The 14,410-nt window shown below is 56.1% G+C and carries 11 protein-coding genes; 5 read left to right on the forward strand and 6 right to left on the reverse strand.

Annotated elements, in window-relative coordinates; translation table 11 throughout:
* Nucleotides 1–1,959, forward strand: a 1,959-nt coding sequence (locus ABJK70_RS10380) for an EAL domain-containing protein (RefSeq protein ID WP_347257946.1), incomplete at its 5' end; no start/stop codon positions are given.
* 46 nt (nucleotides 1,960–2,005) lie between these two features.
* Here ABJK70_RS10380 and ABJK70_RS10385 read toward each other — a convergent pair.
* On the reverse strand, nucleotides 2,006–2,755 hold the full coding sequence (locus ABJK70_RS10385) for a YdcF family protein (RefSeq protein ID WP_208110136.1): 750 nt from the start codon (nucleotides 2,753–2,755) through the stop codon (nucleotides 2,006–2,008).
* Between the two features lie 203 nt (nucleotides 2,756–2,958).
* Here ABJK70_RS10385 and prsT point away from each other — a divergent pair, with 203 nt between their 5' ends.
* Nucleotides 2,959–5,799, forward strand: coding sequence for an XrtA/PEP-CTERM system TPR-repeat protein PrsT (gene prsT / locus ABJK70_RS10390; protein WP_133717672.1), 2,841 nt, complete (start codon nucleotides 2,959–2,961; stop codon nucleotides 5,797–5,799).
* 59 nt (nucleotides 5,800–5,858) lie between these two features.
* The gene (xdp1, locus tag ABJK70_RS10395) at nucleotides 5,859–6,905 is read left to right on the forward strand and encodes an exosortase-dependent surface protein XDP1 (RefSeq protein WP_347257947.1); all 1,047 of its coding nucleotides are present in this window, start codon (nucleotides 5,859–5,861) and stop codon (nucleotides 6,903–6,905) included.
* Nucleotides 6,906–6,947: 42 nt separating this feature from the next.
* Here xdp1 and thiE read toward each other — a convergent pair whose 3' ends face one another.
* From thiE to ABJK70_RS10410, 3 genes are all read right to left on the reverse strand, one after another.
* Nucleotides 6,948–7,622, reverse strand: a complete 675-nt coding sequence (thiE, locus tag ABJK70_RS10400) for a thiamine phosphate synthase (RefSeq protein WP_077728383.1) — start codon at nucleotides 7,620–7,622, stop codon at nucleotides 6,948–6,950.
* Between the two features lie 147 nt (nucleotides 7,623–7,769).
* On the reverse strand, nucleotides 7,770–8,693 hold the full coding sequence (locus ABJK70_RS10405) for a sulfite exporter TauE/SafE family protein (RefSeq protein ID WP_077728384.1): 924 nt from the start codon (nucleotides 8,691–8,693) through the stop codon (nucleotides 7,770–7,772).
* 90 nt (nucleotides 8,694–8,783) lie between these two features.
* Nucleotides 8,784–9,488 carry an MBL fold metallo-hydrolase gene (locus ABJK70_RS10410; RefSeq protein ID WP_133717675.1) on the reverse strand — a complete coding sequence of 235 codons (705 nt, stop codon included), beginning with the start codon at nucleotides 9,486–9,488 and terminating at the stop codon, nucleotides 8,784–8,786.
* A gap of 265 nt (nucleotides 9,489–9,753) precedes the next feature.
* Between ABJK70_RS10410 and ABJK70_RS10415 the strand changes: the two genes are divergently transcribed.
* Together ABJK70_RS10415 and ABJK70_RS10420 are read left to right on the forward strand one after the other, a co-directional pair.
* Nucleotides 9,754–11,073 (forward strand): sigma 54-interacting transcriptional regulator, encoded by a 1,320-nt coding sequence (locus ABJK70_RS10415; protein WP_240502380.1) that lies wholly within the window; start codon nucleotides 9,754–9,756, stop codon nucleotides 11,071–11,073.
* A 312-nt stretch (nucleotides 11,074–11,385) separates the two neighbouring features.
* Nucleotides 11,386–12,612 (forward strand): argininosuccinate synthase, encoded by a 1,227-nt coding sequence (locus ABJK70_RS10420; RefSeq protein WP_347257948.1) that lies wholly within the window; start codon nucleotides 11,386–11,388, stop codon nucleotides 12,610–12,612.
* Between the two features lie 80 nt (nucleotides 12,613–12,692).
* On the opposite strand, the gene ABJK70_RS10425 is transcribed toward ABJK70_RS10420, so the two are convergent.
* Nucleotides 12,693–13,634: a sigma-54 dependent transcriptional regulator gene (locus ABJK70_RS10425; protein WP_077728389.1), complete on the reverse strand. Its 942-nt coding sequence runs from the start codon at nucleotides 13,632–13,634 to the stop codon at nucleotides 12,693–12,695.
* A 21-nt stretch (nucleotides 13,635–13,655) separates the two neighbouring features.
* The gene (locus tag ABJK70_RS10430) at nucleotides 13,656–14,330 is read right to left on the reverse strand and encodes a sulfite exporter TauE/SafE family protein (protein ID WP_077728538.1); all 675 of its coding nucleotides are present in this window, start codon (nucleotides 14,328–14,330) and stop codon (nucleotides 13,656–13,658) included.
* Between the last annotated feature and the right edge of the window lie 80 nt (nucleotides 14,331–14,410).

Below are 14,410 nucleotides of genomic sequence, written 5' to 3' on the forward strand. Positions count from 1 at the left end.
CAGTTTCTGCGGCTGCAGAATCTGCACGAGCACCCGCATGCGGCGGGATTTCCGCCGGGCCACCCGCCCATGCGCAATCTTCTCGCCGTCTCGATTTCCCACAACGGAGAGACGTATGGGCGCCTCTATCTCTGCGATAAGACCGACGGCGGGTTCTTCGACGGGGACGACGAACTTCTCGTCGCCACCTTTGCAGATACTTTAGCCTTGGCAATCCGGAATATCTGGAACAAAGAAGGACGCCGGCGCGCCGAAGAACAGCTTCGAATCGCCGCCAGCGTGTTCGAAACCAGTTCGGAAGGCATCCTCATCACCGACGCCAAAGCCAATATCGTGATGGTGAATCGTGCGCTGACCACCATCACCGGCTACTCGAAAGACGAGGTGATAGGACGCAAACCTTCGATGTTCAGTTCCGGACGGCACGACCGGCAATTCTATCGCCAAATGTGGCTCAGCCTGGATGAATCCGGCCAATGGCAGGGCGAAATCTGGAATAAACGGAAGAGCGGCGAGATCTACCCGGAATGGCTGAGCATCACTGCATTGAAGGACGACGGACATCAAGTCATTCGCTACATAGGTGTATTCGCCGATCTAAGCTCCCGAAAATTTACGAATTCTCTCGTCGATCAGCTGATCAATCACGACCATCTGACCGAACTTCCTAACCGACTGATGTTCCGCAATCACCTGAAAAAAGCCATCCTCAGGGCGCATGGCGAACGCAAGCAGGCGGCGTTGCTGTACCTCGACATCGACCGCTTCAAGACCATCAACGATACTTTCGGCCACCAGATCGGCGACCGCCTGCTGCAACAGGTTGCCGAGCGGCTGACAAAGTGCTTGCGTGAAAATGGACGCACCCGCCGAGGCGACATCGTTGCAAGGCTGGGCGGCGATGAATTTGCACTTATTGTCAACGACCTAGGTGGCCCAGACGATGCGAACAAAATCGCCCAGCGGGTGTTGGAGGCATTTACGGAACCTTTTCTGTTTGGCGATCGTACACGCCGCATTACCGTGACCATCGGCATCGCTTTGAGCCCCCGCGATGCCGAAAACGTCGACGACTTGATCCGCCACGCCGATTTGGCGATGTACGATGCCAAGCACCAAGGCCGGAACACCTATCAGTTCTATTCCGGCAAAATCCACGAGAAAAACAGCACGCGGCTGGATTTGGAAAACGACTTATACAACGCCCTGGAGCGAAGAGAATTCTCGCTTCATTATCAACCTCAGGTTGACCTACGAAACGGCCGCATCGTCAGCATGGAGGCGCTCATCCGCTGGAATCACCCGGACCGCGGCATGATTCCTCCAGACCAGTTCGTGCCGCTTTTGGAAGACACCGGCCTGATTAATCCGGTCGGAGATTGGGTACTCGAGCAGGCCTGTCGGGACTGTCTTCAGTTCGGGAAAATCCTGGGAACCGATCTCAGCGTCTCGGTGAACCTATCCGGCCATCAATTCCGGAATAACCTCACCAAGATCATCGGGTACATTCTGTCACGCGTCGGTCTTTCGCCGTCACGGCTCAAACTGGAGCTGACCGAAAGCCTCGCGATGCAGCAGGTGCAAGAGACCATCGCCGTGTTGGATCAGCTGGCCGACATGGGGATCGACGTGCTGATCGACGACTTCGGCACCGGTTATTCCTCGCTAAGCTACCTGAGGCAATTCAAAATTTCCGCCCTTAAGATCGACAAATCCTTCATCGCCGGCGCGTGTTTGGAGAACGATGACGGAAAAATCATTCGAGCGATCATCGGTTTGGCCCACAATCTCAACCTGCAGGTCGTTGCCGAGGGAGTAGAATCGCCCGAACAACTCGAATTTCTCCGCAGCCACCATTGCCATTTTGGCCAGGGCTATTTGTTCGGCCGCCCGCTGCCGCTTTCAGAGATCGCCCAGTTGGCAGGGCGCCGCATGGATCTCGGTGGCCCGTTGAACTGACAAGAATTTTGGACCAATTCCTAATCGCTCCCGGAACTGCCTGCCGTCAGCCTTGAATCCGATACCACGCCAGGCCGATCCATTCATGAAATGCGAAGGCGCTGTTGGTTATGGCCCGATAGCTGGGTACAAAATCGATCGGCCTGAGGCGGTCCGTCGGCACATATCCCGTTCCGGCAGGGACCACTTCCAAGCCTTCCCGCTCGAACTCCGGAACCGCTCGCGGCAGATGCCAGGAATGGCTGACGAGATAAATCCGGCGTATGCCTGCTTGCCTGAGAATCGGCGCGGAGAATCGGCCATTCTCTCTCGTATTTAGGGACCTGCTTTCGACCCAGCGGACCGGGACGCCGAACTCGTTCTCCAAAATCGAGCGCATGATAGGACCTTCCGCCGCGTAGCCTTCGGGCGCGCCGCCGGTGACCAAGATCGGTTTTCCGGTCTTGCGGCACAAGGACGCTCCGTATCGAATCCTTTCCAGAGTGCGATCATTGACGGTTGCATCGCCGCCATACTCCGGTGCATTCGACCGAATGCCCCCGCCGAGAATCACGATGGCTTCCGCATCGCGGTCGACGGCAGGCAGAGGCGGAACCTGGAGCGTAGCCAACAGACAGTTGGACACGTAAGGTATCGACAGCAGCCCCAATCCGAAAAGGCCGACGGCGATCAAACCGCGGCCCAGCCGAGGCCGCATCTTGAGCTGCCAGAAACCGATTGCTCCGATAACGAGCATGTTGAGCGGAGGCAACAGCAACGCAGCGAAAAGATTGGTAATAGACCAGTTCCAGTTCATGATATGACTATATTTATGAAAAGAGACAGCAGAACGTATTAGCGGACATCGGGGACGGGATAGCCGCTAGAATCAGAAGAAAAGCACGAAAATTCCAGGCTGCGTTTTTCCGCTTCCTCTCGTCCGGCTCGTAATATTTTTCAACTGCTCTTCTATCATTGAGAGCTCAGATCCAATCCACTTATTGTTGTCGAGACCATTTCATGCAATCGATCAAGGCTCGAGTCTTTAAGCCTTTTGTATTTCTTAAAGTTCAAATGGCTTATGTTTTTGTGGCCGTCCTGCTAACGTCTCCTGTTTCCCGGGCCGAAACCCAGAGTGCCTCCGCTTTTTATGAAGACGCCTTGGTTTATTACAACAAGGAGGATTACAACACTGCGGTGATTCAACTGAAGAATGCTCTACAGTTATCACCTGGACTACCTTCGGCTCATCTGCTTCTGGGACTCTCTTATCTCAAACTAGGAAACGGAGAACTAGCGGCCGAGGAACTGCTTAACGCCAATCGCCTGGGCGCGGATCGCTCCTTGACCGTAGTGCCACTCGCCCAGGCCCTACTAACGCAGATGAAGTACCACGATCTGCTCGCGACGGTGTCGGCCGAAGGTTTTCCACCGGAGCTTCGGTCCGAGATTCTCGCTCTACGCGGACAAGCTTATACGGAGGTGCGGGATTTCGAAGCAGCGGCGGCGAGTTTCCGGGAGGCAGGGAAACTCGATCCGAAAGCCGTTTCGCCATTGGTTGGGCAGGGAACCCTGCTCTTGCGGCGAGGCATGGTGGACGACGCCGAAAAGATCGCAGCAGAAGCCGTATCCCGCGATGCGACCAATGCCGATGGCTGGAATCTCAAGGCGTCGATCAGTCACGCCAAGGGGCAACATGAACAAGCCATAGAAGAATATGGCCGCGTGATCGACCTAGAACCGAAGCATTACGAGGCCCGACTCGCCCGCGCCGGCCTGCTGTTCGAGCTGGGCAAGAACGATCATACTTCGGAAGACCTGAATTTTCTGCGAAAGACGCAACCCTTCGAGCCTAGGGCCAACTACCTTTACGCGCTGTTAATGGCGCGTAAAGGTGCGCCCGAAGCTGCGAAAACCGCGTTGAACGAAACTGTAACCGTTATCGATGGACTCGATACGCAAGTCGTAAGGGGAAAACCTACTTTATTGCTGGTGGCGGGGTTATCTAATTACAACCTGCGCCACTTCGAAAAAGCTCGTGAATTCCTGACCCACTATTTCGAGCAATATCCAGGCCATGCAGAAGTCGCCGAAGCGCTCGGCTCGGTGCTGGTGGAGCAAAGAGACCATAACGAGGCTATCCGTATCCTCAGCCAGGCACTCAAGTACCATCCCGATCATTTCCGCTTGCTGTATTTGCTCGGCACCGCTTACATGCACAAAGGCCAGCATTCGGACGCGATCACCGCACTCGAGAAAGCGAGCCAAGCCAGCGGCGGTTTAGCGGAGGTCAAAACCCAGTTGGCATTTAGCCGCTTGGGAACGAGTCAGCAGAACATCGGTATCAGCGAACTGAGATCCATTCTCGAGAACGATCCCGGCCAGCGCCCAGCGGCAATCGCGCTCGGTGTGCTGTACCTAAAACGGGGGCAGCCAGCGGAAGCCGTGAAGATTCTGACAAAGTCGCTGGAGCGAGAACCGAATAACCTGACGCTGATCAACATGCTGGCGGCGGCCCAAATGGCATCCGGGGAGCGCGATTCAGCCCGGAAGAATTTCGAAAAAGCGCTCTCAAAAGACGCCAGCTTTCTTCCTTCGCTGATTAATCTCGGCAAGTTAGATCTAATCGAAGGGAAAATCGAGCAAGCCGAAAATCGCTTCTTGGGTATTCTTCGAGAACGGCCCCAGGATACGCAGACCATGATCCAACTCGCTGCGCTGGAGGATGCCCGCGGACGCAGCACCGAGGCTCTACGGTGGCTCGAAAAAGCGCGAGCCGCCGATAACAAGGCCATACACATCAAACTCAAACTGATCGACAGGTATCTAGGAGTCCGCGATACCCAAAAAGCACTCGCTGTGGCTCAGGAAGCGGAAACGATAGCTCCCGACAATTTGGACGTTTTGACGGCGTCCGCCCGCTGTCAGCTTGCCCTTGGTAAAAAACCGGTCGCGCAAGTTATCTTGCAGAAGATAGCCCGCTCGGCATTCAACGATGCCGAGCGATTGTTTAAAACGGCTGGATTGCAAATCGCTGCGGATGCCGTGAGCGACGCAATCTGGTCTCTCGAAAGCGCCGCCCGCGCCAACCCGGATTATCTTCCCGTCCAGGCGGCTTTGGTGGAGACTTACCTAAAATCTGGGATAACCGAAAAAGCCATCGAAGTAGTAGAGAATCTGCACAACCGACATCCCGACCTCGCTTTGAGCGATCAACTGACGGGCGACATTCGGATGCATCAATCCCAATACGCCGAGGCCATTGTCAGTTATCGATCCGCCTTCCAGAAGAACCAAGATTCACTGGGCGCCGTCAGGCTCTATCAGGCGCAAAGACTGGCGGGGAAAGGCGAGGAAGCGTTCCGTTTCCTGGAGCAATGGGTAAGTTCCCACTCGGAGGATTTCAATTCGATGCAAGCCCTCGCCGAGGGCTATCTCCAGGCTGGGAAACAGGCTGAGGCGATCGGGTATTTCGAACGGATTCTCAAAAGATACCCGGACTACCCGCCTACCTTAAACAACCTGGCTGTTCTCTATTCGAATGCAAACGACCCGAGAGCTTTGGAGCTCGCGGAACGAGCCCACAAAGCGGCTCCGGACAACCCCTCGGTGAACGACACGATCGGATGGATTCTCGTGCGACAGGGAAAGCCTGCCGAAGGATTGCCCTACTTGCGGAATGCCCATATTCGTTCGTCGTCCGACCCCGAAATCCGTTACCACACTGCCGTCGCCTTGGATGCACTGGGCCGGAGAAAAGAGGCCCTTAACGAGCTAAACGAAGCTTTACGTGCGAATACGATGTTCGATGAGATCGAAGACGCGAAGAAATTACAGGCTAAGCTGCAGGATCATCGGTAAGCGGGTCGAGATTCGGATCGCTGTACGACGCTTACATTTTCCTTGTCGAGAACAATCGCTTGAAAAATTCGTTACTTAAGAAACGAGCACCGATTCACCCAAGTTTTTCGTTCTCGTTCTGTTCCCACAAGCGCGTCCTCATGTCAGTTTTTTTTACAGTTTTTCCATATGGCCGTCGCTCATTAGCGACATTAAAGCCCATGCCATTGAAAATTAACAAAAAAACAGTATTGGCACCTCGGTTGCATAATACTTGCTGTAACAACAATAAAACGATGAGTAACAGAATGCGCACACTGAAACGACTCGGTAAATTCGCTTTGGTTGGATTCTTTGCTTCATTTTTAGCGCCCATAGCTTCGGCGAACTATACCTGGGGACTCCCCAACAGTGGCATCACGACGACTAGCGGTGCTCCTGGCCTAGAGTGGTCAGCCTACGTAAATTCAAGCAACACCTACGGAAGCGGAAATCTCCGGACAGCAAACGTAGGCACCTATTCCGGAGGATTGGGCGTTTGTTCCGCCGGCGACTCAAGTTGCTCCACACCGGAACACGCGATGGACAATTACCGACGCATTGATTCGATAGTCTTCGCTTTCGATGCAGCCGTCGCACTGGACCAAATCACCATCGGATGGCCGAATTTTGGCAACACTAGCCAATGTGACATTGGCTATACTCAAATAACCTGCGACACGGATATCACGGTTCTGGCGTATACCGCAGATACGAGCGACACCGCTGTGTTGCCGAACCTAACCGGATACAACTATAGCAATCTAACCACGACCGGTGGGTGGTCCTTGGTTGACAACTACGCCAATTTACAAAAAGACCAGCCGACGAACATCAACCCGACCGGCATCACCTCCAAATATTGGCTGGTCAGCGCCTACAATCCGAAAATTTCCTGCGGGCCTGGACAGACTTGTGGATTGACTACGAAAGACGACTTCGTGAAGATCGCCTCGCTGCACGGCTTGATTCGCACTCCTCCCCCGACTTCGGGAAGCCCGGTTCCAGAGCCGGCGAGCCTCTTGTTGCTGGCATGGGGCATTCCCCTGCTGAAAACTCGTCGCGGCAAGAAGACGCTAACTGCCTAACTGAAGTGTTATCCATTGGTCCGCGCCGAGCCGCCACTCCAGTTAAAGTGCTGGCGGCGAGACGGGCCTTTCGCTTCTTCCTACGTGTTCAAACAAAGGAGCAAATTCCGAGGCAGCAAGGCAAGGATCGCCCACCCCGAATACCGACTCGATCACCGCCAATAAATCCGCCCCGGCATGTACCAACTGGCCACCGTTCTCAGCCGTAATGCCGCCAATGGCCGCGATAGGAATGCTTAACTGCCGCTTGGCCAACGATAACGTTTCGAGGTGAGCGCAAGGCGCATCGGGCTTGGTCTTGGAAGGGAAAAACCGGCCAAAAGCGACATAACTGGCACCGCCGGCTTCGGCCCGGACGGCGAGATCGACCGAATCGTAACAGGATACGCCGATGATGGCGTTCGGCCCCAGAACGTCCCGCGCTTCCGTCAACGACAGATCGTCCTTACCCACGTGCACCCCGTCGGCACCGACACGACGGGCAAGTTCCACATCATCATTGATAATCAACGGCACGCCGCCGTCGCGACAGACGGCCAAGAGACGCGCCGCCTCGCGTAGCGGATCGCGGGAGGCTTTCGCGCGGTACTGAACCACGGCAGCCCCGCCCCGAATGGCTGCCGCCACAGCCTCGGCCAAGGCTTGTTCATTCCGGTAAGCTTCTCGAGTGATGGCATAAAGCCCAGAGCGGGGAAACGGTAAGCGGATGTTATGCATGTCCTGGTCGATCAGCCCTTAATGGGTAAACTGGTGAATGGGCATTTGAGCGCCAAATTTGGCGCTCTCAGAATCGCCGAACAATTCCGTGCCGGATGCCAATATTACCGAAATTGCATGCCAATCATCTTTATAGCGCTCAGCAATTTACCGGGATTCAGCGTAAATGCTACTTTTTTTTTGATGCAGGCCTTGAGCATGAATCCATCGCCAAAGCCGTGCAATCGCAACGATCCCCAGCATGGTGGCCATACCTAAAAAGAAATCGGGACGATTCAGAAGCGCTTCCCGAGTCTCTGCGATCAATTGGGGCGTCAGTTCTTTGTACAGGAGGTAGCAGGCGATCGCGATGACGAATACCGCAAAGATCCGCCGCAATGATTGTCCACTGACATGGCGAGAGAGCAGTCCGCCTAACACGCTGCCAACGATTGCGACGCCGGTGACGATGGAAACCAATTCGAGATCGATACTGACGTGAGTAATATATCCGGCGAGGCCCGCAAACGATTTCATGGCGATGACCAACAATGAGGTGCCGATAGCCGCGTGCATGGGCAATCCACCGAGCAAATTCAAGGCAGGCACGACCAAGAAGCCGCCGCCGGCACCAACCAATCCGGTGAGGACACCAACCATGAGCCCGTCGAATATAATCGCCAGCAAAGGGAGATCGGCCGGACAAATCGGCTTAACCGCATCCGCTTCCACGTTGTTTTGCCGTCGCCCGCGCAACATCGCCAAAGCTGTGCCGAACATAATGGCAGCAAACAGCAACAGCAAAACGCCGCCCGGAACATAGGCCGCCAGCCGTCCGCCGCCATAGGCACCCACCATGCCCGCGATGCCGAAGATCAGTCCGGTACGCCAGCAGACCCGCCCGTTGCGGGCGTGATTGACAACTGCGGCGAGGCTGGTGACGCCCACGACGACTAGAGATGTAGCAATGGCTGTTTTAGGTTCGATATGGACCAAATAGACCAGCACCGGGACTGTGAGTATCGATCCGCCACCGCCGAGCAATCCCAGCAGCAAACCGATCACGAGCGATAAGATGACGACGAGGGTCATGAGCAATCTCCCTCAAATACCGGATGACCCGACCTCTCAATTACGCACAGAGGCCGGGTTCCGGTAATGTTTCTCTGGCGAGCGAGCGTTTCAGCCGTGGCGTACGGCGAGTTCCCGGCCGCAGGCTTGGTTTGCCGGCAACGCCTGATCGATGTACTTCGGATACGGCAGGTCAAGTTTATTCATGATATCGATGAATTCCTCGCGACTCTTGCCGCCTCCCACGCGTGGATTTTTGGCCATCTCCTGTTTGATGGTAGAAACCGTGTTGCCGTTGTAGTCATGCCCCGGATAAACCAGAGTATCGGGCGACAGGGTGAACAGTTTCTTGGTGATGCTGTCGTACAGCCGACCGGCATCGCCCTGCTGAAAGTCGGTACGCCCGCAACCTCCGATGAACAACGCATCGCCGGTAAAAACCCGGTCGCCGACGACATAGCTTACGCAGCCGTTGGTGTGGCCGGGAGTGTGCCGCACCTCGATTTCGATGTCCCCTATCTGAAGCAGGATGCCGTCGGTCACCAGAAGATCGGCGCACATGGCGCCAGCGTCACGGTGCACGACGCTCTTGCTGCCCAAACGCTCGCGCAAAAGCCCGGAGCCCGTAATGTGGTCGGCATGGACATGAGTCTCCATCGTGTAGCGCAGATCAAGGTCGAGTTTTTTTATTAGGCCAATATAATTTTCGACCTCGGTCGCGACCGGATCGATCAGCAACGCGCGACGGGTCCGTTCGCAGGCGAGCAGATAGGTGTAGGTAAAGGTATCGGGTTCAAAAAGTTGTTTGAAGATCATCGTAGCCTCCTTTGGATCAGGAATCCGCCAACTCTGACTGACTACTTACAAAGACCGTGCCTACGCCGGAACAACCCTTCGCATCTACGGCGTGCCCGGCGTTTCGCGGGTTTTTACGACTCCTGGCCATGGCCCTACCTACCCGACGTTTCATTATACGTTTCGCGTGATACATTATGTGCAACAAAACACGTCGCTTGAAACACCCCCGAAACCTTTCAATCGCCTCATTGTGAGCCAGTTCTCTCCTTTTCTGAATCGTTGGTTGAGCACCGTCGGACCCGATAGAGCCGTATCGACTTTGGCCGAACTGATGGGCGGCGCCGTCTTCGTCGTTAACGCAAAAGGCGAAATTTTGCTATGGAGCCGTGGAGCAGAGCGCCTGCTCGGCTTTTCCAGCGAGCAAGTGCTGGGACAACCTTGTAGCTCTGCCATCCGTTGCCGAGATCGCGATGTTCGAAATAGCATTGCCCAAGAAGGAAGGATCGACGGCGTTTCGATTGAACTCGATCATGCACAGGGCGGAACCGTCCGCGTCAAACGCTCGGCCCAAGCTTTCTTCGACGCCCAAGGGCGTTTTGCGGGAGCGATCGAAATGCTTTGGCCGGCAGAGGCCGAGCCCAGAACGAAAAGCATCGGACTGCAAGCGGCGGATAAAGCGGAAGTCTTTCATGGCCTCATCACCCGCGATTCCGCCCTCAAGCAAGCCTTCCAAATCATCCGCAACGTCGCCCAGACCGAAGCAACGGTTTTGATCCGGGGCGAATCGGGCACCGGCAAGGAATTGGTCGCTCAAGCCCTGCACGAGGAAAGCCATCGCCGCAGTCATCCGTTCTTAGCCATCAACTGCGCCACGCTTAGCGCCAATCTGTTGGAAAGCGAGCTCTTCGGGCATGTCCGCGGCGCATTCACTGGCGCGATCAAGGATCACCAGGGACTGTTCAAACGCGCCGACGGCGGCACGATTTTCCTCGATGAAGTCGCGGAACTCCCGCTGGAGCTGCAAGCCAAGCTGCTGCGCGTACTCCAGGAGAAAACCTTTATCCCGGTGGGCGGCGATCATCCGATCACCGTGGACGTGCGCATCGTCGCGGCCACCCACCGGTCGCTGCGCGAGGAAGTCAAGGCCGGACACTTCCGCGAGGATTTGATGTACCGCTTGCGCGTGGTCCCCATCTTTCTGCCGCCGCTGCGGGCACGGCGGCAGGACATCGGTCTTCTGTTGCAGCACTTCATCGACCAGCACAATCTTCACGGGCCGCGCCGTATCCAGAGCATCGAACCGGAAGCCATGCGGGTGCTTTTGGATCATCACTGGCCCGGCAACGTGCGCGAACTGCAAAATGTCGTGGAATACGCCTTTGCCGTGGGACGGGGCGACGTACTGCAGCTGGACGATCTGCCGCCCGAATTTCGAGAAGAGCCCCTATCGCCGACGGTCGCCGACTTGCCGGTAACGGAAAACGAGGCCGATCGCATTCGCCGAGCCCTGGCATCCGCCCATGGCCATATCGACCGCGCTGCGCAATTGCTCGGCATGAGCCGAGCGACCTTTTGGAGAAAGCGGAAGAAGTACGGGCTGTGAAAGAACTGCGATATCGTTGCCGTTACGAGCCGGCATCGGCGACGAACTCGATGACCGTCGCGCGTGTTTGGGGGATCGAACTCGGCCATGGACACGACAGCAGCTCCGCGATCAACGCGGGATTTCCCAGACGATCGCTGTTGGTCGCCTACTCTCACGGGACCGTCAGATCGGGATAGCAGAAAAATTCATCCGAGGTCATCCGAACCTTGACCTCTCGAAACGTTCGAAATCCGTAGCCTCACGCTGCGCGAGCTTCGCGACAACGTTATAATCTCGCCGTTTTTCTCTTCTTCACGCAACGGGAACATCATGTCCAACCAGACTGTAAAAAAGGTCGCCCTCGCCTACTCCGGCGGGCTCGACACCTCTGTCATCCTCAAGTGGCTGCAGGAGACCTACGGCTGCGAAGTCGTCACCTTCACCGCGGACATCGGCCAGGGCGAGGAGTTGGAGCCCGCGCGTGTCAAAGCTCAGGCTCTCGGCATCAAAGAAATCTACATCGACGACCTCAAGGAGGAATTCGCCCGGGATTTCGTGTTCCCGATGTTCCGCGCCAATGCGATCTATGAAGGCGAATACCTCTTGGGAACGTCGATTGCCCGACCCTTGATCGCCAAGCGTCTCATCGAAATCACCAACGAGACCGGGGCCGACGCCATCGCCCACGGCGCTACCGGTAAGGGTAACGATCAGGTCCGGTTCGAATTGGGCGCTTACGCGCTGCGGCCCGACATCAAGATCATCGCCCCTTGGCGGGAATGGGATCTGAATTCGCGCGAGAAGCTCCTGGCCTATGCCGAGCGGCACGGCATTCCGATCGAAATGAAACGTGGCAAGGCATCGCCTTATTCCATGGACGCCAACCTGCTGCACATCTCCTACGAAGGCGGCATTCTCGAAGATCCATGGGCCGAACCCGAGGAAGACATGTGGCGCTGGACCGTGTCCCCGGAAAAAGCAGCGGACAAACCGACCTATATCGAGCTGAGTTACGAGCGCGGCGACATCGTAGCTATCGACGGCGAATCGCTCTCACCCGCACAAATCCTGGCGAAGCTCAACCAACTGGGCGGCGCTAACGGCGTCGGCCGCTTGGATATCGTCGAAAACCGGTACGTCGGCATGAAGTCCCGCGGCTGCTACGAAACACCGGGCGGCACCATCATGCTCAGAGCCCATCGCGCCATCGAATCCCTCACGCTGGACCGCGAAGTAGCACATCTGAAGGACGAACTGATGCCCCGCTATGCCAGCCTAATTTACAACGGCTACTGGTGGAGCCCGGAACGTCTGATGCTGCAAGAACTGATCGACGCCTCGCAGGCGGCAGTGAACGGCGAAGTCAGAGTGAAGCTTTACAAAGGCAATGTGACCGTCGTCGGCCGCAAGTCCGACAGCAACAGCCTGTTCGACATGAGCATCGCCACGTTCGAGGACGATCGCGGCGCGTACAACCAGAAAGACGCGGAAGGGTTCATCAAACTCAATGCCTTACGCATGCGGATTGCTGCGAAAAAAGGTCTGAAGTTCGTCTAAACGAAAAAAGCCCGTGGTCTTACCGCGGGCTTTAAGAATTCCGTTGGGCGGGAGAGTGAGACCGCCCAGGAAAATGTCTCTTAGCTGATTCCGTATTTCTGCATGCGATAAAGCAAAGTATCCCGTGAGATTCCCAAAAGCCGGGCCGAGCGGCTGCGGTTGCCATTGGTCCGCGCCAAGGCCTGGCGAATCAGATCCATCTCGACTTTTTCCAGATCGATGCCCAGCTCAGGCAAGTCAAATACCGGCTTCTGCGACGGCACCCGATTGACGATCTCCAGAGGCAGATTGCCCTCATCGATAGTCCGCCCGGCCAGCAGGATGGACAGTCGCTCGCACACATTGCGAAGTTCTCTGACGTTGCCAGGCCAGGAGTAAGTTGCAAGCCGGCTGAGAGCCGCCTTGCTGAACGAAGCCTCCGGAAGCTTATGCTCTTCGGCAAACTGCATCATAAAGTGCTGCAGCAGCAACTGGATGTCGCCCATGCGCTCGCGCAACGGCGGTATCTCGATCGGAACGACGTTGAGACGGTAATAGAGGTCTTTACGGAACTCTCCCCGCGCAATCTTTTCCTGAAGATTGGCATTGGTCGCGGCGATAATCCGGACGTCTACGTTCAACGTATGGGTTTCGCCGACCGGCTGAATCTCGCCGGTCTCAAGGAAGCGCAGGAACTTCGCCTGCAGAGCCATGGGCAGAGAATCGACTTCGTCGAGGAATACGGTACCCCCGTCAGCGGCTTGAAGACGGCCGGTTTGACCATTCACCGCACCGGTGAACGAGCCTTTGCGATGCCCAAACAATTCCGACTCGGCCAACGCCTCGGGAAGTGCGGCGCAATTCAGCGTGATGAAAGGTTTATTTGCACGAGGACTATGTTCTTTCAAAGCATGCGCCAGCACCTCCTTGCCGGTACCGGTCTCTCCGACGACCAAAACAGTCACGTCGGTCGCGGCAATCATTCTGGCGCTGCGCAATAACGCCTCGAAATTCGGTGATTGGCCGATCAGCTTCTCAAACATAATCTCACCCTCCTCCTTCTTTTAGGAACCTATTGTATGGCGAACCATGGGGTTGAGCCAAGGGAATGCCGCCAATAGGGCCAAGACAATCAGAGTGACCCCTGCCGCCTGGCGAAATTTCTTCATATTGGACAACCGCACCATTAACGAGGTCATTATACCGACGCCCATGACGGCAGGCAAAGTACCTATGCCGAACGCCAACATGGTGAAGGTGCTGCGCACCACATCTCCGGTCGTCGCGGCGAGCGCCAACGCGGTATAGACCAGACCGCACGGCAGCCAACCCCAAATCATGCCGAAGATGAAAGCCTTGGGCAAGGTCTCCACCGGGATCAGGCGCCGGCCGTAAGGCTCGATTCTTTTCCAGATGATTCCGCCGGCCTTCTCGATGTAAGCGAATCGCGGAAACCAGCCGGCGATATGCAGACCCGCTCCGGCCATGATCAGTGCGGATATGATTTGCAAGATGCGATGCCCGTGCCCTTCTCCGAGCGGCATACTGAGAACATGATGAGCAAGACCCGCAAGCAGCCCCCCCAACGAGTAGCTGGCTATGCGCCCCAAGTTGTAGCTGAATACGAAGGGCATGAGCAGGGATTTTTGCTCGCGGATTTCCCGCCTCAAACTCAGGGTCAGCGAACCGATGATGGAACCGCACATCCCTAAGCAATGCAGGGAACTGAAAAGCCCCATCAGCAGGGCTACGAGATAGGACGTGCTGAACGCGGTTTCGAGATGGTGCATAAGGGGGCGAACGATAGCACAAAAACTTA

This window comes from Methylocaldum sp. (genome assembly GCF_039794385.1).
Lineage (GTDB): Bacteria > Pseudomonadota > Gammaproteobacteria > Methylococcales > Methylococcaceae > Methylocaldum.

What these genes read in the sequence shown, in the direction of transcription:
- ABJK70_RS10410 (WP_133717675.1), bottom strand. Translation starts at nt 9,488, where the DNA reads ATGATCTTCAAACAACTTTTTGAACCCGATACCTTTACCTACACCTAT.
- prsT (WP_133717672.1), top strand. Translation starts at nt 2,959, where the DNA reads ATGCAATCGATCAAGGCTCGAGTCTTTAAGCCTTTTGTATTTCTTAAA.
- ABJK70_RS10425 (WP_077728389.1), bottom strand. Translation starts at nt 13,634, where the DNA reads ATGTTTGAGAAGCTGATCGGCCAATCACCGAATTTCGAGGCGTTATTG.
- ABJK70_RS10420 (WP_347257948.1), top strand. Translation starts at nt 11,386, where the DNA reads ATGTCCAACCAGACTGTAAAAAAGGTCGCCCTCGCCTACTCCGGCGGG.
- ABJK70_RS10430 (WP_077728538.1), bottom strand. Translation starts at nt 14,330, where the DNA reads ATGGGGCTTTTCAGTTCCCTGCATTGCTTAGGGATGTGCGGTTCCATC.
- ABJK70_RS10405 (WP_077728384.1), bottom strand. Translation starts at nt 8,693, where the DNA reads ATGACCCTCGTCGTCATCTTATCGCTCGTGATCGGTTTGCTGCTGGGA.
- ABJK70_RS10385 (WP_208110136.1), bottom strand. Translation starts at nt 2,755, where the DNA reads ATGAACTGGAACTGGTCTATTACCAATCTTTTCGCTGCGTTGCTGTTG.
- thiE (WP_077728383.1), bottom strand. Translation starts at nt 7,622, where the DNA reads ATGCATAACATCCGCTTACCGTTTCCCCGCTCTGGGCTTTATGCCATC.